This is a genomic window from Streptococcus australis, assembly GCF_901543175.1.
GTDB classification, from domain to species: Bacteria; Bacillota; Bacilli; order Lactobacillales; family Streptococcaceae; genus Streptococcus; species Streptococcus australis_A.
Map to the genome: position 1 here is coordinate 1,751,416 of NZ_LR594040.1, position 18,879 is coordinate 1,770,294.

An 18,879-nucleotide genomic window follows, 5' to 3' on the forward strand; every position below is an offset into this window, starting at 1 on the left:
CCTTTTACTCCAAATCTATCCAGTAACGTTCTACACCATTGCGAATATCCTCAATAAGACCTCCATTTGCAAGAATGACGGCTCTGCTAGCCGGATTTTCCACACTGCAGGTCACAAGCGCTTTTTTGATATTCTTTTGCTTGGCTACTTGCAAGCCTTGTCGGAGAGCTTCTTTGGCATAACCTTTGCCTCTTTCAGACGGGCGGATGGAGTAGCCGATATGGCCCCCATTTTCTAGTAAGTAGTCATTTAATCGGAGACGAAGGTTGAGAAAGCCAAGAGCCTGGCCTGCTACGTCAAAACTAACCAGCTGGATAGCAGGAACCCAGTTTTCAGGAATATTGAGTCCCGCTTCCGCTTGAAGATTTTCTTCTAGCCACTCTTCATAAACAAAATTGTTGGCGTTCCAAAAGCCACCATCGTGGGGTGATTGAGTCTGTTCAAACTCTGCCATCATCTCTAAAACTGTTTCTTTATCTGCCAATCTTGGTCTGCGTAGTATCATTTTTACCTCCAATTAAGAGAAAAGCGAGAGCGGACTCTCACTTTTTCTTGTTCTTGTTTAAAAACTGTTCTCTGAGGTTGAGCAAGCGTTCTTTTTTACCTGTTCCACCTTTAGAGTATTTCTCGTGATAACGGGTCACTTGTGCGCGTCCCTTATCGTCTAATTGGTATTTCCCCATTGCGTTTCCTTCTAATTTGTTACTTCATGTCCTGCCGTTTTAATAGTAGAACCGTTCATGTGTTTGACACGCGCAGCGATTTCCTTGTGGCGGCCGTTAACCATTGGACGCGCTTGAGGGTTTCCAAGATAGCCACAAGTTCGTTTCACAACATCTACTGTTTTTGGGTCGTTATTGCCACAGTTGGGACAAGCAAAGCCTCTCTCAGTCGGTTCAAAATCCCCTTCAAAATCACACTTGTAACAGCGATCAATCGGAGTATTGGTTCCTAGATAGCCGACACGGTCATAGGCATAGTCCCAGACAGCTTCCAAGGCTTTAGGATTTTGTTGAAGAACTGGATACTCACAATAGTGGATAAAGCCACCTGACGCACCTGCTTCTGGATAGACTTTTTCAAAATCCAGTTTTTCAAACGGTGTTGGATTTTTACGGACATCATAGTGGAAAGAGTTGGTGTAGTATTCCTTGTCTGTAATATCAGGAATAGAGCCGAACTTCTCTGTATCCAAACGACAAAAACGGTCCGTCAAACTTTCAGATGGTGTTGAGTAGATAGAGAAATGGTAATCATATTGATCTGACCACTCTTCTACACGTCGTTTCATATCACGAATGATGTCAAGTGTGAATTCCTTGGCTTCTGGATTACTCTCCCAGCTATTGCCAAAGAAGACCGTCGCCACTTCATACAAGCCGATATAACCTAGAGAAATGGTCGCACGACGATTCTTAAAGAGCTGGTCTACACTTTCTTCTTTTCCGAGACGGCGACCGAAGGCCCCGTACTGATAAAGGATCGGGGCATTTGCTGGCGTCGCTTCCTTGGTTCGTTCGACACGATAAACCAGAGCATCCTCCGCAATGTTCATTCGCTCGTTGAAGATTTCCCAGAACTTGTTCATGTCACCTTCGGACTCGAGGGCGATACGAGGCAGATTGACTGTCACAACACCTAGATTCATACGGCCTGAATTGACCTCAACACCATTCTCATCCTTCCATCCTTGGAGGAAAGAACGGCAGCCCATTGGGACTTTAAAGGAACCTGTCAGCTCGATAATCTTATCATAGGACAAGACATCTGGGTACATCCGCTTGGTTGCACACTCAAGAGCCAACTGTTTGATGTCGTAGTTAGGTGAACCTTCTTCTAAGTTGAGGCCTCTTTTTAACGTAAAGATGAGTTTTGGGAAGATGGCTGTTCGATGTTCTGAACCAAGACCCTTGATACGAATGGTCAAGATAGCTTTTTGAATTTCACGCTCAAAACGATTGGTTCCCAGACCAAAACCTAGCGAAGTAAAAGGTGTTTGTCCATTTGATGTGAAGAGAGTGTTGATTTCATACTCGAGAGATTGCATGGCATCGTAGATGTCCTTTTGCGTTTTCTTCCAAGCGTAGTCTTCCCGTTTGTCAGGTAAGACCCACTCTTCCGCATCCTTGAGGTGCTTCTGGTAATTCTTCTCTGCATAAGGAGCCAAGACTTCATCGATACGGTCAGCTGAACAGCCCCCGTACTGGCTAGAAGCAACATTGGCGATGATTTGGGAAATCTGAGCTGTCGCAGTCTGGATAGACTTGGGACTCTCTACCTCCGCATTTCCAATCTTAAAACCATTTTCCAACATGCCTTTAAAATCAATCAAACAGCAGTTGGTCATCGGTGTGTAAGGACTATAATCCAAATCGTGGTAGTGAATCTCCCCTTTTTGATGAGCATTGGCCACATGTTTAGGAAGCATTTGCAGTCCGATTGATTTCCCAACAATCCCTGCTGTCAAATCACGCTGGGTATTAAAAACATCACTGTCTTTATTGGCATTTTCATTGACAACCGATTGGTCTTTATTGAGGAGCTTATGGATACTAAAGTTGATATCTGTCGCTTTTGAGCGCTCAAAATCCCTTTGTGTCCGATAAGTGATATACTCCTCAGCTAGCGCATATTCTTTAGCTTCAAGAAGTTCATGTTCTACGACATTTTGAATTTCGTAAATCTTGACACCTTGAGGGAAGCGACTGTGAATCTCCGCAACAATGCGCTCAAGCAATCCATTGAGACGTCTTTCAACCAAGGGAGTCACATTCATGACTTTATCAGCTGCCTTGTGAAGCGCTTTGTCAATCTTGTCTACATCAAATAAAACTCGTCTACCGTCCCGCTTTTCAACGAATAAGGTTGGAGCAGGGGCATTTTTCCCTTCCAATACAATCATATCCTTGCTCTTTTCTATTTTTCTTCTTAAATGATATTATACCACTCTAAAAAGAAAAATCAATATCTTGTGTTAAAAATTATAAAATTTTTAAAATTACACAAGATATTGATTTTGTTATTTAGATTTATAAAGCTTGAATTCACTAGCATCTGTCTGAACAGGCTCGTATTTTTCGCTGAGCCAGCTCTCTACATCCGACCACAAGGCTACTTTTTGATTGACCAAAATCATCTTCGGTTTATTTTCTTTTAGATCATTCATAAGTTTGGTTTTATTTTCATCGCTTGCAGTATAGAGTGTTGGTGTCACTAGAGAAGTCGGCGCCAAGCGTTCACTTGCTCGATAAAAATCTGGACGATCGTCCCAAGCATAGACACGATCCTCCGAACTTGTTTGCTCTTTCACCACACTAGCAAGACGCTCTCTCTCCTGGTAAGTCGCTGGGTGAGAAACATAACGACTCAAAACGGGTAGAAAAAGTAAATAGACTATCGCAACCAATGGTAGATAGAAATTTCCCTTGAGGTAGCGACCAAAGAGTGATGAAGAGCGAACTCTTCGTCTACTACGACTGATACGATCAGAGCTGCCTTCTCTAATGTTGGTTAGCAATAACAATGTCAAAAAGGGTAAAATTGCTGCCAAACGTGAGCCATGCAAAGGTTCCTTTGAAAAAATTAATAAAGCAAGAGTTACCAGTAAGCCTAAACTAGCGCCTATTGAGACAGCAGATTGTTTGGCTGACTTGGTCTGAAACAATCCTGAAAAGATCAATGTCAGAATTCCAATACCGATGGATAGCAAGCCATAGAAAGCAGTATTCTCCATAAGATTGGCATTTGAAAATAGACTAAGCGTATCTATTGGATACAAGGTGTGGCCAATCGCATCACCAAAAGTTCCTGTTAATACAGTGTAGTAGCCAATTGGATAAAATATGATAGAAAATCCTAGAGCTGATGCGAAAAATTGATACAAACCATGAGCAAATCGACGCTTGGCAATATTAAATCCAAACAAACTCAAGGCAAGTGTAGCTGCAAACAAGGCTGTAGGAATAGGTGATAGGAAGAAAGCTAGTGCTAAACTCATCCCAACTCGCAAGAAACCTTTATCGTTACTTGGATCATCCAGATAGTCAGCCACTAGGCTAAAACTATAAAATAGAAAAGGCAAGGCCACAACTACTGCATAGCTACCACCAAATCCTAGACTGCCCACAAGCAGATAGAAAATCAACAAAAGCTGTCTAGCCTGTTCTCCCTGACCTGTCAAGGTATCAGCGGATTTAAATAGAAAAACACCAGCTCCGAACAAGGCCAACCACTCCACCAAAGCAAAAAGGATATTCCCTTGAGAGAGATAGGTTAGTAAGTAATAAAGCAGTCCATTTGAACCATAATAATCCGTGTAAATCTGCCCACTCTGATGTAGCGCCCAACCAGTATAAAGATCTTGCATCTGTTGGGGGCTCACCAAACCAAAGATCAGAGGCAACATTACAGAAACAGCTGTAGCAGCCAGACTCCAAATCACCATGCTAAAAAATGGAAGCGGAGTTCGTTTCTTCTTACCTCGCTCCAGTCCAAATTCAGACTCTTGATCCAGCCGTTCCCGATACTGGTATCGAAATTCTTCTAGCTGTTCGTCTTTTTCCTCGTATACGTTCATTCAATTTCTCCTCTAAGTTTATCTGTTTTAGTATATCAAAATCTTACAGGAATGTCAGCTAGGGATTGATATTTCCTTAACTTCTTATCTAGCTCAGCAAAGCGTTCAATCTCTCGAAAACGGTGTAAACTGCTTGTTTGAAACTCTAGAATAAAATCATATTCTTTTTGATTTAGCATTTTCATCCTCCTGCTTATCTATTCGCAAAAAGACAAAAAAAGAGAGAACAAATCCGTTCTCCCCTGTTTTTAATCATTCACCAACCTGACTACGATTGATAAAAATATGATATTTTATTTCTCTTCTTTCTTGGTCACTACAGTAAATCCTGAGACTGCTGCTAGCAAAACTAAGCCAGCTGCAGCCAATCCTGAAGAAGCTTGAACACCTGTTTTTGGTAATTCAGCCTTTTTAGAGACCGTCTCAGTATGATAAGCTGGTGCTTTTGGTTTAAGTACCACATGCGCCTCTGACAAGAAATCGTATTTTTCAGTCACGATACGGTAAACACGTCCTTCTTGGACAGTCTTCACAACATGGTTTGTAAAATCACGATTTAAGAGACTAGAAAATTCCTGACGAATATTCAGGTAAAGGCCTTTTGTCCCCTCAACTAAAGGTTTGAAGGTCGATTCTTCGTAGCTCATCCCTACAACTGATAGGGAAATATCTGCTGCCTTAAGTGCCTTGATTGTTTCGTCTACTGTTGGAATTCCTGGGGTATCGAAATCAATACTCTCATCAGTAATCAAGAACGCAAAACGACGATTATTAGAAGCTGTAGACCAATCATAGTCTTTCGAAGTTGCGATATGATGTAAAGGAACTGTAGGTTCTTCTGTTCCTCCCATGGTTGTAATAGACTTAAGCGCCTTAATATATTCCTCTACATTCTTAGTGAATTTAGAGCCATTAAAGTCAAAATACTGAACATTCTTAGCAGATTCGTATGCGATTAAACCAAGGCGAGCATCCACCTTTTTGCTAGCCAAATCACGAACAAAAGTTTCGATGTTTTGCACAACATTTTGAATAGATGAATCCATTGAACCTGATTTATCAATGGTAAAAACAATATCTGCAGAACCAGATGATTGCTTAGTAATTGTCACATCTGCTTCTTTCAAAACTTTTTCTATTCGAGTTTTTTTGACAGTCTGAGTTACATCCGCTACATATTCATCAGTCTCAATATGATCAGATGCAGTCTTTGTGGTGATAACTGGCGCTTTTTCTCCGACAGGAGTTCCTTTGGCAGCTAAGATAGTTGTCTCAACATTTACAGAAGCTTCTGCTTTAGCTACAGCTTCTGTGCCAGTTTCATTTTCTTTAGTATCAACTTTAAGTTCTGTAGAGGTTGTAGCCACCTTAACAACATCACCAGGTTGAGCTTTATCAGCTGGTACCACTGGAGTAGTTGCCTTAGCTTGGATTTCTTTTACAGTTTCATCAGCTAGTTTGCTAGACGAAGTTTGCTTGGCTGTATCTGAACTTGTTTGAGCCAAATCGTTAGCTGTCTGACTAGGGTTTTTTACTTCATCAGCGCCGACTTGTCCCACTGCTACAACTACAGATGCTAATGCTGCTGTAAGTAAAGCCGACTTGCATTTCCAAAATAAAGAACGTTTATAACTTTTCATAAAAGCCTTCCCCCTTTTTTAACTAATATTAAAAATATGATAGCAATTTAAGAGCATTTTGTCAAATAGAATGTATGAACCACACTCTATATAAGATAATCAGCCAAACGCCCCCCTCTTTCGACTCTATATATCTTCTTAGAGCATGGGCGCAAACAACTGGACTATTTCCTTGATCAAGCTTTGATACCAGCTTGTTTTGATTGTGTGGGGATAGATTTCTTGAGAAACCTTAAAAATTTCTTCGAAGTCCCTCTCAATGTCTAAAATAGATTGTGTTCTATAAAGCAAAACGCCATTTTCATAGTGGTGGAGCAAGCTGCGATAGTCAAAATTGATGGTTCCCACTGTTGCTGCTTCTCCATCGACAAGCATTTGCTTACTATGAAGAAATCCGGGACTGTACTCGTAAATGCGCACTCCCGCAGATAGCAAATCTGGATAGGCTCCGCGAGTAACCAATTGGATGACCTTCTTATCTGGGATACAAGGCGTCACAATTCGCACATCCACCCCTCTCAGAGCTGCATTTTTGATACTTTCGGTGAGATCATAGTCAGCAATCAGATAGGGTGTCGTGATATAAACATAGTCTGTAGCTTGATTGATAAGATTTTGATAGACCGTTTTCCCAACCTGGGATCGGTAAATAGGTTTAGGGCCACTACTATAGGGAATACAGAGCCCCATCCCGTCTTTGGGTTGATTTTCAAGATGGTATTGGTCAAAGTCACTAATCTCTCCACGATTAATATACCAGGTGGATAAAAAGAGTCTGGTAAAAGCCTTTACTGCTGGACCATCCAAACGAATACCACTATCCTTCCAGTAACCAAAGCGTTCGATATGGTTGATGTACTCGTCTGCTAGATTGGCGCCACCTGTATAGGCAATCTGCCCATCGATAATCATGATTTTACGGTGATCACGGTTGTTATAGGCAACGGTCAAGCGCGGAATCACCTTGTTAAATTTATGGGCTTCAATCCCTCGACTACGAAGCTGGATGGTATAATCCCCAGGTAAGGTTGCCATACATCCAATATCGTCATAGAGAAGCTTGACTTCCACTCCTTGAGCAGCCTTTTCTTCCAAAATCTCTAAGATGCTGTTCCACATCAAACCTTCTTCGATGATATAGTACTCAAGAAAGATAAATTTCTCCGCTTTCTTGAGATCCTCCAGCATCTGATGCCACATACTTTCACCAGAGGCAAAAAAATGCGTATCCGTTCGATCATAGACATCTGCATTCGTATCCATACTGAGGAGGGATTTGATGACGCCATAAGCAGACTTATCCTCTTCCTTTAACTCCAAACGGAGGGCTCTGCTATTATCCTCTCGGTCAACCATTGATTGGAGCTGTTTCAACTGCTTGACCTCTTTTTTAGATAGGCGACGTTCCCCAAACATGATATAGAGTAGGGGACCAAATACTGGAACAAAGGCTACTAACAGCCATGTCACCTTGCTTTCTGGATTCATAGATCGATTAACAATCGATACAATGGTCGCCATACTCATCAAAATAACTAGGATAATCCAGAGAATCGGAGCCATCCGACCTAGATAGAGAAACAAACCAAAGACGATAAACAACTCCGCCAACATGATGGTAATACTAAATCCATACTTGGACATGAGTAGCTGCATTTTTCTAACAGTCATACATCCCCTTCCTTTTCTAACATTCTCCCTCACCGCTTGATAAACGAATCTTCCTACTAGTATACCTCAGTTCAGTGGTAGATGGCAACCGTTTACTCTTACTCAAGTTCCAACCCTTCCGTTTTCAGATGCGTATTACAGTTTGAGAGCCAACATATTGACGGTCATACCGGCTGCAGTTCCCATAAGATAGATGACATCTCCCTCCTTGACAAGTCCATGCTCTAACGAATAAGCCAAGCCAAACGGCACAGAGACTGATACCATATTTCCATAATCCGTGACGAGATTAAGATATTGTTCCTCGGCTACACCTAGTTTGTCCATGACCAAAGGAAGAGCACGACTTGCTTGGTGAGGAATGATATAGTCCACATCTCTCAAGGCTAGCTGTGTTTTTTCTTGAAACTCTTCAAACATGACTGGGATTTTACGAGCAGACAAGAGGAGAATTTTCTTGCCCTTCATATCAAACATATAGTTGGTCTTAGTCGCTTCAGAGTACTCTTTTGGTTGAAAAGAAGTCAGACCTCCACGAATTTCCGTATCGTGAGCTCCTTCTGACCAAGTACGTTGGAGACTAGCAATGATCCCTTTTTCCTGATGGCTTTTTTGGAAAATAAAGGCTGCTGCTCCATCACTAAAAAGTTCAAAACTTTCTTTTTGCTTGGGATTGAGCCCTAAACTTCCAACCTCACTAGACACGATCAGAACACGATTGTATTCGCCCGCCTCAATCAAGTGGGACATGGTCGATAGAGCAGAAATAAAGCTGGTACAGGTCGTATTGATATCCATAGCTGGGATTGAGAGCCCTTTTGCCACGCGTTCATGAATCAAGGCAGCCGTACAAGGAATAGGCTGAACTCCAACTGCACTAGCTGATACAAGGCAATCGATATCTTTAATATCCAAATTTGCATGTTCGAGTGCTCTCTGAATGGCTACCTCTGCCAAATCTAACTGCGTTTCTTCATTTTCAACTACACGATAACGGGTCTGGTCTTTAAATTGAACTGTATGCTTTGGAAGGCAAATGCCATAACCTGCGATTTCTACATGTCTTTTTACTTCTGTCATTGTCTTTTTTCCTTTCATAAACGTTGGATACGTTTGAGTTTACGGCTAGTATCCCAGTGATAATCTGAAAATTGGATTTGAGGAACTATGAACTCTTTTTGCTGGGCCAAGAGTTGGAACTGTGCTAAAATTGCTGTCTCTACGTCCTCATCTCGTCGGCTTAAACAAACTTCCACTAATTTCTCGGAATGTTGCTTAACTTGATAATCTCCTACATTCTCCACAAAGAGGATGCAACGCCTGATAAAGTCTGGATAGATGGTTACCTGCCCGCCATTCTGCCCTTCAAAGTAGAAGATATCATCAGAACGTCCTTCGACCTTGTCAATCCGTGTATAGTAGGAGCCACAGGAACAAGGCTCCGGATTTTCAACCAAGATATCATTGAGCTGGTAGCGATAAACAGGCTGACTACTTCGCTTAAAGTCCGTAATCACTGGATAAAAACGGCGGTCATCTAGATACTGCTTTTCCACAAATATAATGTCTTCGTTGAGATGTAGATTACCAGCTGAGCAAGTGCAGGCTAGGAAACCTTCTGTCGCCTGATAAACTTGGTCAATGATGGATAGAGAAAAGGCTTCTGCGATCCGTCCCCTATCACTATCTTCCAAGATTTCCGCCACCGAAACGATTTTTTGTGGGTGAATAGCTAACTCTCCATCCTTGAGACGCTTGCTCAATTCAATCAACATCGAGGCTGGCGCCACAATAATCGTTGGTTGATAGTTGTTGAGTCGCTCTATATGCTCATCTGTATGTTTGAAAATATCAAAATACTCTAGACGAATGAGCGCCGTATTGATGGTCTGATAGAGTTCATTATCAGCTCTCAGGAAAAAGGCGATGCGGTGTCCAAAAAGCTGCCCCTTGGGCAACATCTTTGCCAAGATAGCCGCAGCCCACATACTTCGCTCTTTCTCTGTTGTGATAAAGAGCCCCCGATGTCCAGATGTCCCTGAAGATAGACCGACGGCCACTTCCCCTTTAAGTTCAGTGAAATCACGGGTCTTCTCGCTTTCAATAGCTAAGGATAAGGCTTCATCTCTATCCACTCCTTGGGTGTTGAGCTCATTAAAATGTTCCATCATAAAAGCCTTGTCCATATGGTCAAAGTTGCTAGGAACCCCATTTTTAAAGTAGGGAGACTCTCGCTTTAAAAAGTCCATATAGTTGGCTAATTGCTTTTTCTGATAGTTTTCTACAGCTTCTCGAGATTTGAAATGATGAAGCCAACGAGTTTGGATAAAGGTTTTAAGAAAGGTTATTTTTTTCATGTAAGATTGACTCTATCCTTTCTACAGGATCATGGCTAACAACTACCTCAATACCGGCTTTTAAGACTTCCTCCAGAAACTCTGTCCCCCTGATATAGTCGGTCTTATTATCCTGGACCAAGGAAGGAATCAGGTGCATCTGCTTGGTGTAAGGTAAGAGGTCAATTCCCCAACAGAGGTCCGCTGCAATGAGGAGATTAAGGTCTGGAAAATATAGACAGGCTTGCCCCCTAGCATGCCCATCAACAGAGGCTACTAGGATACTGCCATCTCCAAAAAGGTCACAAATCGGACCATAGGGAAAATTTGAATAGTGCTGATTTGCCTTGATAACAGTCAGTCTCTTCTCAAAATCAGCTGGTAAAAACTCTTTAAAAATCAAATCCTTGAGCTTGGGTTTCTGGTAAACTTCAAAAACCTCTTGAGTCAGGATAAATTGCGCATTCGGGAAAAAACTAGCCCCTCCTAAATGGTCTGGATGGAGATGAGACAACATGACATAGGTAATCTCTTCTGGCCTAATTCCTTTTGCCTTCAATAAGTATGAAATCTGATCTCTTTCCGTCATCTGAACAGGAGTTCCTAGACGGTAAAAACCATATCGAAGCTTCGTCTTAATATCATAGTGATAGCCAGTATCATAAAGCAGATAGCCCTTGTCTCTGTGCTTAATCAGAAAGACGCCAGCTGGAAAGGTCATCTTTTTATTCTTGACTCCCTTAAACAGCAAACCTGCATAACTGGTACAGTAGCCGGCCGGGAAATAATCAATGCTTTCGATAATCTTTGACATACTGGTCAATCCCTTCTGAAATACTGATTTTAGGGCAATAACCCAAGTCTCGCTCCGCCTTGCTGATGTCCAGTGTCTGGCTATACCTCAGTAAATAATAGGTGTAGCGTGTCAGAGCTGGCTCACCTTTGAGTTTCAAGGTCTTATAAAGAAACTCTAAACCATTGGCAATAGCTGACAGAAGAGGAGCTGGTACTCTTCTGTATGTTATCGGATAACCCAAACCTCTCAGGGTTTCTTCTATCAGACTCCTAAATTCCCTTGGTTCTCCATTGGTGATGTTATATACTTCACCACTAGCTTGAGGGGCCTCTAGAGCCAAGCGAATGGCCAGAGCAACATTTTCCACACAGGTCATATCCATGAGCTGACGACCGTCCCCTATCAAGGGAATGCCAATCTTCTGACTGAGTTTGAGAACCCGGGGCAAAATACTGGTATCCCCAATCCCAAAAAGCCCACGAGGTCGTAAGATTATACTAGGAACATCGGGATAATCCTTAAACAGCTTCTCCGAAGCTAGTTTACTACGAATGTAGTTATTTAGATTATTTTCCTGAGGCGCATCGCATTCTTTGATAGATATCTGATCTCTAGGAGTAGCATAGATGCTAGGTGAGGATACGTAAACCAAGCGTTGGATACCCGTCTCCCGACAAGCCTCTAAAACATACTTGGTCCCCAAGACATTTGTCTGGTAGAAATCTTCCCAAGGTCCCCAGACGGTAGAAAGAGCACCCGCATGCACAACCATGTCCATACCCTGAGAAGCCTGAGTCAAATCCTCTTGCTTGGTCAAATCTCCCTGAAAAAATGATACTAGGGAGCTCTCCAAAGACTGACCCGCCTTGTGATTGCGTCCAAAAGCGCGTACCTGATAGCCCTGCTGACTGAGCTCTTCAACAACATACTTGCCTAGAAAGCCCGTAGCACCTGTTACCAATACTTTCTTCATTTTTTACTTCTCCTTGTCCCCTAAGAGCCGATGTATTTCGCTCTTCAGAATCTCTGTTGGCTGATAGACTTGGGCTGCGCGACTGAGTTTGTTCAAGTCTGGCCAGTCAGCTCTAGCCAATAACTGATCAAAAGCTCGCCCAATCGCTTCCGTATCCTCTCGTTTAGCAGTCAGGGCAATCCCTGCCTCTAGCCCGCGAACCGCATAGTCATACTGATCATAGTCATGAGGGAGAATCAAGGCAGGCTTGCCATAGATAATACATTGGTAAAAAATACCCGCACCGCCATGATGAATTACATAATCCATCTGAGAAATGTATTCCTTATAGGGAAGATAGGATACCACCGAAACATTGTCCATGATCTCCTCACATTGGAAGTCTTGTCCGCCAAACCCCAGAGTCACAAAGAAGTGACAGTCTGGATGGGCTTTTGCCAATTGTTGGGTCTGGTAGAGGAGGTTGTCTTTGGCCCATGCTAGCTGAGTCCCACAAGATACAAGGACTTTCTTATGATTTGCATAAGGACCCAAATCTAGGGGATAATTCTCTGCCCTCTCAATCGAAGACCCAAAAGGTCCCACCCAAAGGTAATGCTCTGGAAAACCACTTTTCAGCTCCAATTCTTTCATCCCAATCCCTAAGATAGAATAGGGGGAATAGATAGTTTCTTGACCTTTCTGATTGTAGAACTTAAAATCGTAACGTTTTAAGCGTTCTCTCAATAAAAAGGTTACGATTCGTTTCCCTAAACGAGTCACTTTTCTCCCCAGCCATTGCTGGACAGATTGGAACGGTGTCTTTGGACTGCCCATTCCTCCAAAGAAACAAGGCGGTCCATCTGTCGTTTCAATGGCAAATTGTGTCGCCATGGTTGTTATCCAAGGAATTCCCAACTGTTCCGCTACTAACCCCCCAGATAAGGTGATGAAGTCGGCAATCACAATATCAGGTCGATTTTCCTGCCACTCTTGCACTAGTTGGTCAGACACCACATCGATCAAATCAAGACTAGCTGACAACTGTCGATAAGCAGAAATAAGGTTTAATTGCCCTTCATTGTTGGCTACGCGCTCAAATTCATCTACAGAATTTTCTAAAATGGGAATCACCTGGAATCCCATCTCCTCTGCAACAGCTTTTCGTTGCGGTCCTGTAAATAATCGAATCTCATACAAGGGATCCTTCAACAAGGGTGCGAGTAGATTCAAGGTTGGGAAGAGATGCCCACTTAAGGGCACTACAACCACATCAATTTTGATTTTTCTCATATGTCTAGGATAGCAAATTTTTAAAAAAAGAACTACCAAAATGATAGTTCTTTCCAGCATTATTTAGCTTCTTTTTCACTTTAAGAATTAGAACAATTCCTTATAGAAGGCAATAGTTTCTTCTAATGTTGGCATAAATGGATTTCCTGGTGCACAGGCATCAATCAAGGCATTCTTAGAAAGGTAGTCAAAGTCAAAATCTTTTTCTTGGATACCGAGTTCAGTTAGTTTCTTCGGAATGCCTACTGTTTCAGACAATTTTTCAATCTCAGCGATAGCGTAGGCAGCACATTCTTGGTCTGTTTTCCCTTCAACATGAAGTCCCAAGGCTTTAGCTACATTGCGGAAAGCTTCTGGTACACGTTTAGCATTTTCACGCTCAACAACAGGGAGAAGCATGGCACAGCAAACACCATGTGGTAAATTATATACTGCACCGAGTTGGTGAGCCATTGAGTGAACATAACCCAGACCAGCATTGTTAAAGCTCATACCACCGAGGAAGATGGCATTGACCATCGCCTCACGCGCTTCAATATCATGGCCATTTGCTACGGCACGAGGGAGGTACTCCTTGATGAGTTCAATCGCTCCGATAGAGAGTTTCTTGGTCACATCATAAGCACCCGGTGTTACCAAGGCTTCGACAGCGTGGGTAAGAGCGTCCATACCTGTTGCTGCTGTCAATCCTTTCGGTTTTGAAAGCATGAGTTCTGGATCATTAACAGAGATAAGGGCTAGGCTGTTCTTATCTACCATTACCATTTTGACTTTGCGTTCTTCGTCAGTAATGACATAGTTGATGGTGATTTCTGCTGAAGTTCCAGCCGTTGTATTGATCGCAACCACTGGCAACCCTTTTTTAGCAGACTTGTGGAGGCCTTCGTAGTCCTGTGGCTTTCCACCATTTGTCGCAATGATAGAGATACAACTAGCCGCATCCTGAGGAGATCCACCTCCAAGACTGATGATGAAGTCACAACCATGCTCTTTCAGGGCAGCCACTCCGTCTGTGACGTTCTTGCAAGTCGGATTTGGCTCAACATCGCTAAAGATCACATATTCAATCCCTTCAGCATCTAATGGTTTTAGGACCTTAGGTAAAATATCACTGCCTTCGATGAACTTATCTGTCACCAAAAGGGCCTTCTTATACCCAAGTTCCTTGATATACGGACCTACTTCATTTACAACGCCTTTACCGATAAGGTTAACTGCCGGAACGTAAAATGTAGCCATGTGCTTTTCCTCCTGCGCCTCTGCGCTATTTGATTATTTACTATAAGTATACGATGTTATAGGGTGTTTTGCAAACATTTGTAAGCGTTTTAAGTAAAAAATCAGTAAAGAAGCACTGGTCACGTTTTTAAACAAAAAAGCTCCAAAAAGATGGATTTCATCTCATTGGAACTTTTGCTTAATCATTATTGTTTCGTTAAGACTACTCGGTCAGATGCCTCTCGGTCCATATCATCAATAATCATTTGATTACCATTAACCGCGTAAATTTTAACATCATCTCCGATAATGACACGTTGATTTTCGGGATCAAAGGTGACTTGCTTGATTTCCTTATCTCCATCTGACTCGACCTCAGTCCATGTACCAATTTTACCTGTTACAACAAGAGTAATCTGGTCATTCTCATCTTTTCCAGTATAGGTACCATCGATGTTCGTAGGTTGAGCTACTGGGGCGTCCTGGCTTGAGGATGCCTGTGGTTGGCTGGCACTTGTAGCAGCACTAGAAGATGACTCTTGTTGAGTAGATGATTGTTGAGCAGATTGCTGGGTAGGTGCTTGTGTCTTAGATCCACAAGCTGCTAATAGACTAAGAATTGCTAGGAAAGCAATAGAAAGTGTGAATGTTTTGATTTTCATAGCGATTTCCTTTCTTTTGTGCTAATGTATTTCTGAAATCGTTTTCGAGTTTTCCTCCTCCCAGTATAGCAACTTAAGTCCAGAAGGTCAACTAGCCCCATCGCTTCCAACCAAACTCGCTCGCACTTCCGAGATAAAGTAGAGTGACCCCGTCACGAAAAGCAGGTCCTGGTCATTGGCCTTTTCTTCAAATTCTCTGATAAAATCGCCATAAGAAGAAATCAAATCGTAACCCGCCACATCCTTCTCATCCAAAGAACCTTGGTAGTCAAAGCCCGTTACCTTAAGTTCCACCTGAGGCAACTGCTCAGATAGATAGCCTAACATCCCTTGATAATCCTTGCGTTTAAGAGCCCCAAAAAGAATGTGAACTTGATAGCCTTGCTGGATTTTCCCTTGGATAAACTCGACCAGACGGGTTAAAGCTGGAAGATTGTGAGCTCCATCTAGGTAGATTTGCGGACGAATCCGTTCCAATCGACCCGCCCAGTGAGTCTCTTGCAATGCCTGTCTGACAAGCTCTTCTTCGACACCTCCCTCTCTTGACGCCATAAACAGAAGAAAAGTTTGTAAAGCCAAGGCGGCATTTTCTTGCTGGTAGGCGCCTTCCAAGCCGATTTTAAGCTGGGAAAATCTTGCAAGGCTACTTGAAAAATCCCCAGCATTCAATGTGAAGTCTCGCCCAGCTTGATAAAATTCAACAGCTAACTCTCTCGCTTTACTTTGACAGACAAGCTCCGCTTCTGGAGTAAGCTTGGCAATGACCGCCTTCCTGCCAGCCTTGAAGATACCAGCTTTCTGCTCTGCTATTTCCTCCAGACTGTCACCCAAGGTCTCCTGATGATCTAGCCCAACGGAAGTAATAACTGCAATTTCTCCTGTTACGACATTAGTGGTATCAAGTAGACCACCAATCCCCACTTCTAGTAAAACTAAATCCACCTCTTGTTCCCTAAAATAAAGAAAAGCAATCAGGGTCAACAACTCAAAGAAAGATAATTGGTCATGTGTTTCCAAAAGAGCTTTTTCCATCTCCTTGACCTGCTCCGCCAAACGGATAAAATCTGCATCAGCAATCGGTTGTCCATTGATGCAGATTCGATCATGGATGCTGATAATATGAGGAGAGGTAAAGGTCCCAACTTTTTTCCCATGAACTGCAAACAACTCCCTCATAAAGGCAATAGTTGACCCCTTGCCATTCGTTCCTGTTACATGGATAATGGGATAAGTCTTCTCAGGATTCCCTAGTAAATCCACTGCTCGCTGCATTCGTCCAAGTCCAGATCTAAAGTTTAAACCAATCCGACTATGGAGCCATTCTTCTACTTCAAACATACATCTCCTTAACAAAATCCAATCAACTATCGCACCAAAGTATTACTGCAAGTAAAAAACGAGGCCGGGACAACAATCCCGACCTCTTACCTGGTTAGCTAATTACTAGCTACTATAAATTTCAACGTTGGCTAAAAACATCCCTCGGACATACCAGTTCTCTCTTACTTTAAGGAACTGGGCTAAAAACGTCCCCCGGACGTTCCAACTCTCTCCAATTTCTGGGAGTTGGGCTGATACAGTCTCCCAGACTGTATCACTCCTCCATAAAGCTGTTGAAGACTTCTTCAATCATGTTCCATTCGTCTTCTGAATCTTCTGGAATTGGTTGTAATTCCCCTTCTGTTCCATCTTCATTTTCAGTGAATGAGTAAGCTTGGATTTCAACTTGCCCGTCTTCGTCTTCTTCTGCGTTAACTGGCACTAGAAGAACATAGTTTTTACCAAATTCTTCTTTTCCATCAATGGTCAAAAGGATTTCAAATAAAGTTTCATTTCCTTGCTCATCAACAAGTGTAATCAATTCACGTTCTTCGTGGTCATGGTTGTGATCGTGTGACATAGTTTCTCCTCTGCCTTAAAATTTTCTATCTAAATAATTTTGCAAAATCAGCTGGGCAGCTAATTTATCAATGACTTTTTTTCGCTTATTGCGACTGATGTCTGCCTGCTCAATCAGCATACGCTCGGCTGCAACCGTGGTCAGGCGCTCATCTTGATAGTCTACTGGTAAACCAAAAATCTCTTCTAGTTTTGATCCGTAGGCTTGACTGGCTTCTACCCGCGGACCGCTGGTATTGTTCATGTTTTTAGGTAAGCCCACTACAAAACGGTCAACCTTATAGCTATCAACCAATTCCTCAATCCGGTCAAAACCAAACTGACCCTGTTCCTCATTGATTTGGATAATTTCAAGGCCCTGAGCCGTAAAACCTAGTGGGTCACTAATGGCAACGCCTACCGTTTTTGAACCAACGTCCAATCCCATAATTCTCATAGATTATAGATCGACTCCTTGTCCTTTAAGGTAATAGCGCACTAATTCTTCAACGATTTCATCACGTTCATACTTACGGATTTGATTTCGTGCATTGTTGTAACGAGGAACGTAGGCAGGGTCACCACTCAATACATAACCGACGATCTGGTTAATTGGATTGTAGCCCTTGTCGTTCAATGAAGCATAGACGTCTGTCAAGGTTTCGCTAATTTCTTTCTTATTGGAATCATCCAATTTAAACCGTACAGTTTCTTCAGTAAATCCCATTCTAACACCCTCTTTCCTTAGAATAGTACTATTATAGCATATTTCCTTACGTTCCACAATTAAGTAAGTCTATTTATTTGGATTTTCTATTGTTCTGTCGCTCCATTTGCTATTCTATCTTCGATATATTGGCTTGGTTCATTTTTCAAAAGAGTCTCTAAGCCAATATTCTTTAGATATTCTACTTGCGCCGCCTTTTTGACATCTAAAATTTGAAAATCATAAGTCGTAGTAGTTTCCATCTCTGTCTCGCTGATTAACTGAGTCTCAACCGTAAAACCTTCTAACTTACGTGCTTCTTGGAGACTTTCATCTTTCTCCTCGGCTTCCGCGAAGGCTTTCTTTGTAGCTTCAAGACCGTGGTCAGCAATAAAGGATTTCAACTCCTCACTTAAGGGCCGTGTCTGCCGGATGACCAATTTTAGAAATTGTTTCCCTTTATAAGTAATGGTTTGTGATTGTTTAGTCCCATTTTCTGACTCAGGGAAAATCAAAGTTTTGGTCACAACCGTGTTCTTCTCAGCATTATCTAAAACTGGTAAAGTGGATTGGAGAGTCTCAGATGTCGTTGTTGAAGTGGTAGTTGCTCCCTTTTTTTGCCCACAACCAACAAGCAAAAAGAGAAGGGCAAAACTAGCAATTAGTAACTTTTTCATAATTCCTCACATGATTTTTGAAATAAAAGAGTAAACAAGGCCAGGAGTCACTCCCAGCCTTGATGTTTATAGAGCTGCACGTAATCGTGCTTCTGCATTTTCTACATTACGGACAGAGCGTGGTAAAAAGGCACGGATATCATCTTCTTTATAACCGACCTGCAAGCGTTTCTCGTCAACAAGAATCGGACTTTTTAGAATCCGTGGTGTTTCCATGATCAGGTTGAGCACTTCATTGACACTAAGATCTTCGATGTCAACTCCTAAAGCTTTCGCATAGCGGTTTTTTGATGATACAATGCTGGCAATTCCATTATCTGTCTTTGTCAGAATATCAAGTAATTCTTCTCTCGTAATTCCTTCTTTGCCAAGGTTTTGTTCTTTATAACTTAGCTGGTGGGCATTGAGCCAGGTCTTCGCTTTTTTACAGCTTGTGCAACTGGAGACTGTATATATTTTAATCATGTACCTACC

The 18,879-nt window shown here is 42.2% G+C and carries 20 protein-coding genes; all 20 read right to left on the reverse strand.

What is annotated here, in order from left to right; all coding sequences use genetic code 11:
• Window positions 1-4 precede the first annotated feature (4 nt).
• The 20 genes from FGK98_RS09035 to spx all read right to left on the reverse strand — a co-directional run bounded on the left by FGK98_RS09035 (window position 5) and on the right by spx (window position 18,870).
• Window positions 5-505: a GNAT family N-acetyltransferase gene (locus tag FGK98_RS09035; protein ID WP_138100880.1), complete on the reverse strand. Its 501-nt coding sequence runs from the start codon at window positions 503-505 to the stop codon at window positions 5-7.
• A gap of 37 nt (window positions 506-542) precedes the next feature.
• The gene (locus FGK98_RS09040; RefSeq protein ID WP_000521635.1) at window positions 543-683 is read right to left on the reverse strand and encodes a hypothetical protein; all 141 of its coding nucleotides are present in this window, start codon (window positions 681-683) and stop codon (window positions 543-545) included.
• An 11-nt stretch (window positions 684-694) separates the two neighbouring features.
• The gene (nrdD, locus tag FGK98_RS09045; protein WP_138100881.1) at window positions 695-2,902 is read right to left on the reverse strand and encodes an anaerobic ribonucleoside-triphosphate reductase; all 2,208 of its coding nucleotides are present in this window, start codon (window positions 2,900-2,902) and stop codon (window positions 695-697) included.
• A 117-nt stretch (window positions 2,903-3,019) separates the two neighbouring features.
• Entirely contained in the window at window positions 3,020-4,576 is a 1,557-nt protein-coding gene (locus tag FGK98_RS09050) for a damage-inducible protein CinA (RefSeq protein ID WP_138100882.1), read from the reverse strand.
• Window positions 4,577-4,611: 35 nt separating this feature from the next.
• Window positions 4,612-4,755 (reverse strand): hypothetical protein, encoded by a 144-nt coding sequence (locus tag FGK98_RS09945; protein WP_000934189.1) that lies wholly within the window; start codon window positions 4,753-4,755, stop codon window positions 4,612-4,614.
• Window positions 4,756-4,869: 114 nt separating this feature from the next.
• Entirely contained in the window at window positions 4,870-6,216 is a 1,347-nt protein-coding gene (locus FGK98_RS09055; RefSeq protein ID WP_138100883.1) for a vWA domain-containing protein, read from the reverse strand.
• 138 nt (window positions 6,217-6,354) lie between these two features.
• The gene (gene cls / locus FGK98_RS09060) at window positions 6,355-7,887 is read right to left on the reverse strand and encodes a cardiolipin synthase (protein ID WP_138100884.1); all 1,533 of its coding nucleotides are present in this window, start codon (window positions 7,885-7,887) and stop codon (window positions 6,355-6,357) included.
• A 135-nt stretch (window positions 7,888-8,022) separates the two neighbouring features.
• Window positions 8,023-8,967, reverse strand: a complete 945-nt coding sequence (locus FGK98_RS09065; RefSeq protein ID WP_138100885.1) for a 3-oxoacyl-[acyl-carrier-protein] synthase III C-terminal domain-containing protein — start codon at window positions 8,965-8,967, stop codon at window positions 8,023-8,025.
• Window positions 8,968-8,981: 14 nt separating this feature from the next.
• Window positions 8,982-10,244: a F390 synthetase-related protein gene (locus FGK98_RS09070; RefSeq protein ID WP_138100886.1), complete on the reverse strand. Its 1,263-nt coding sequence runs from the start codon at window positions 10,242-10,244 to the stop codon at window positions 8,982-8,984.
• On the reverse strand, window positions 10,222-11,037 hold the full coding sequence (locus FGK98_RS09075; protein WP_138100887.1) for an MBL fold metallo-hydrolase: 816 nt from the start codon (window positions 11,035-11,037) through the stop codon (window positions 10,222-10,224). The genes FGK98_RS09070 and FGK98_RS09075 overlap by 23 nt, the downstream gene beginning before the upstream one ends.
• The gene (locus FGK98_RS09080; RefSeq protein WP_138100888.1) at window positions 11,012-11,992 is read right to left on the reverse strand and encodes an NAD-dependent epimerase/dehydratase family protein; all 981 of its coding nucleotides are present in this window, start codon (window positions 11,990-11,992) and stop codon (window positions 11,012-11,014) included. Before FGK98_RS09080 ends, FGK98_RS09075 begins: the two co-directional genes overlap by 26 nt.
• Window positions 11,993-11,995: 3 nt before the next feature.
• Window positions 11,996-13,264 carry a glycosyltransferase gene (locus FGK98_RS09085; RefSeq protein WP_138100889.1) on the reverse strand — a complete coding sequence of 423 codons (1,269 nt, stop codon included), beginning with the start codon at window positions 13,262-13,264 and terminating at the stop codon, window positions 11,996-11,998.
• A gap of 87 nt (window positions 13,265-13,351) precedes the next feature.
• A complete protein-coding gene (locus tag FGK98_RS09090) occupies window positions 13,352-14,503 on the reverse strand; it encodes an iron-containing alcohol dehydrogenase (RefSeq protein ID WP_138100890.1) in 1,152 nt (383 codons plus the stop codon).
• A 185-nt stretch (window positions 14,504-14,688) separates the two neighbouring features.
• Window positions 14,689-15,144, reverse strand: a complete 456-nt coding sequence (locus FGK98_RS09095) for an SP_0198 family lipoprotein (protein ID WP_138100891.1) — start codon at window positions 15,142-15,144, stop codon at window positions 14,689-14,691.
• 87 nt (window positions 15,145-15,231) lie between these two features.
• Complete coding sequence (locus FGK98_RS09100) at window positions 15,232-16,482, reverse strand: bifunctional folylpolyglutamate synthase/dihydrofolate synthase (protein ID WP_138100892.1); 1,251 nt, start codon at window positions 16,480-16,482, stop codon at window positions 15,232-15,234.
• 256 nt (window positions 16,483-16,738) lie between these two features.
• Window positions 16,739-17,044, reverse strand: coding sequence for a DUF1292 domain-containing protein (locus tag FGK98_RS09110; RefSeq protein WP_000017622.1), 306 nt, complete (start codon window positions 17,042-17,044; stop codon window positions 16,739-16,741).
• A 15-nt stretch (window positions 17,045-17,059) separates the two neighbouring features.
• Window positions 17,060-17,479, reverse strand: a complete 420-nt coding sequence (gene ruvX / locus FGK98_RS09115) for a Holliday junction resolvase RuvX (protein ID WP_138100894.1) — start codon at window positions 17,477-17,479, stop codon at window positions 17,060-17,062.
• 3 nt (window positions 17,480-17,482) lie between these two features.
• A complete protein-coding gene (locus FGK98_RS09120) occupies window positions 17,483-17,749 on the reverse strand; it encodes an IreB family regulatory phosphoprotein (RefSeq protein WP_000507059.1) in 267 nt (88 codons plus the stop codon).
• Window positions 17,750-17,835: 86 nt separating this feature from the next.
• On the reverse strand, window positions 17,836-18,405 hold the full coding sequence (locus FGK98_RS09125; protein ID WP_138100895.1) for an SP0191 family lipoprotein: 570 nt from the start codon (window positions 18,403-18,405) through the stop codon (window positions 17,836-17,838).
• 66 nt (window positions 18,406-18,471) lie between these two features.
• Window positions 18,472-18,870: a transcriptional regulator Spx gene (spx, locus tag FGK98_RS09130; protein ID WP_000591165.1), complete on the reverse strand. Its 399-nt coding sequence runs from the start codon at window positions 18,868-18,870 to the stop codon at window positions 18,472-18,474.
• Window positions 18,871-18,879 lie beyond the last annotated feature (9 nt).

What these genes read in the sequence shown, in the direction of transcription:
- FGK98_RS09070 (WP_138100886.1), bottom strand. Translation starts at nt 10,244, where the DNA reads ATGAAAAAAATAACCTTTCTTAAAACCTTTATCCAAACTCGTTGGCTT.
- FGK98_RS09100 (WP_138100892.1), bottom strand. Translation starts at nt 16,482, where the DNA reads ATGTTTGAAGTAGAAGAATGGCTCCATAGTCGGATTGGTTTAAACTTT.
- FGK98_RS09090 (WP_138100890.1), bottom strand. Translation starts at nt 14,503, where the DNA reads ATGGCTACATTTTACGTTCCGGCAGTTAACCTTATCGGTAAAGGCGTT.
- FGK98_RS09040 (WP_000521635.1), bottom strand. Translation starts at nt 683, where the DNA reads ATGGGGAAATACCAATTAGACGATAAGGGACGCGCACAAGTGACCCGT.
- FGK98_RS09080 (WP_138100888.1), bottom strand. Translation starts at nt 11,992, where the DNA reads ATGAAGAAAGTATTGGTAACAGGTGCTACGGGCTTTCTAGGCAAGTAT.
- FGK98_RS09050 (WP_138100882.1), bottom strand. Translation starts at nt 4,576, where the DNA reads ATGAACGTATACGAGGAAAAAGACGAACAGCTAGAAGAATTTCGATAC.
- FGK98_RS09945 (WP_000934189.1), bottom strand. Translation starts at nt 4,755, where the DNA reads ATGCTAAATCAAAAAGAATATGATTTTATTCTAGAGTTTCAAACAAGC.
- FGK98_RS09055 (WP_138100883.1), bottom strand. Translation starts at nt 6,216, where the DNA reads ATGAAAAGTTATAAACGTTCTTTATTTTGGAAATGCAAGTCGGCTTTA.
- FGK98_RS09120 (WP_000507059.1), bottom strand. Translation starts at nt 17,749, where the DNA reads ATGGGATTTACTGAAGAAACTGTACGGTTTAAATTGGATGATTCCAAT.
- spx (WP_000591165.1), bottom strand. Translation starts at nt 18,870, where the DNA reads ATGATTAAAATATATACAGTCTCCAGTTGCACAAGCTGTAAAAAAGCG.
- FGK98_RS09085 (WP_138100889.1), bottom strand. Translation starts at nt 13,264, where the DNA reads ATGAGAAAAATCAAAATTGATGTGGTTGTAGTGCCCTTAAGTGGGCAT.
- FGK98_RS09075 (WP_138100887.1), bottom strand. Translation starts at nt 11,037, where the DNA reads ATGTCAAAGATTATCGAAAGCATTGATTATTTCCCGGCCGGCTACTGT.
- FGK98_RS09125 (WP_138100895.1), bottom strand. Translation starts at nt 18,405, where the DNA reads ATGAAAAAGTTACTAATTGCTAGTTTTGCCCTTCTCTTTTTGCTTGTT.
- nrdD (WP_138100881.1), bottom strand. Translation starts at nt 2,902, where the DNA reads ATGATTGTATTGGAAGGGAAAAATGCCCCTGCTCCAACCTTATTCGTT.
- FGK98_RS09110 (WP_000017622.1), bottom strand. Translation starts at nt 17,044, where the DNA reads ATGTCACACGATCACAACCATGACCACGAAGAACGTGAATTGATTACA.
- cls (WP_138100884.1), bottom strand. Translation starts at nt 7,887, where the DNA reads ATGACTGTTAGAAAAATGCAGCTACTCATGTCCAAGTATGGATTTAGT.
- FGK98_RS09095 (WP_138100891.1), bottom strand. Translation starts at nt 15,144, where the DNA reads ATGAAAATCAAAACATTCACACTTTCTATTGCTTTCCTAGCAATTCTT.
- FGK98_RS09065 (WP_138100885.1), bottom strand. Translation starts at nt 8,967, where the DNA reads ATGACAGAAGTAAAAAGACATGTAGAAATCGCAGGTTATGGCATTTGC.
- ruvX (WP_138100894.1), bottom strand. Translation starts at nt 17,479, where the DNA reads ATGAGAATTATGGGATTGGACGTTGGTTCAAAAACGGTAGGCGTTGCC.
- FGK98_RS09035 (WP_138100880.1), bottom strand. Translation starts at nt 505, where the DNA reads ATGATACTACGCAGACCAAGATTGGCAGATAAAGAAACAGTTTTAGAG.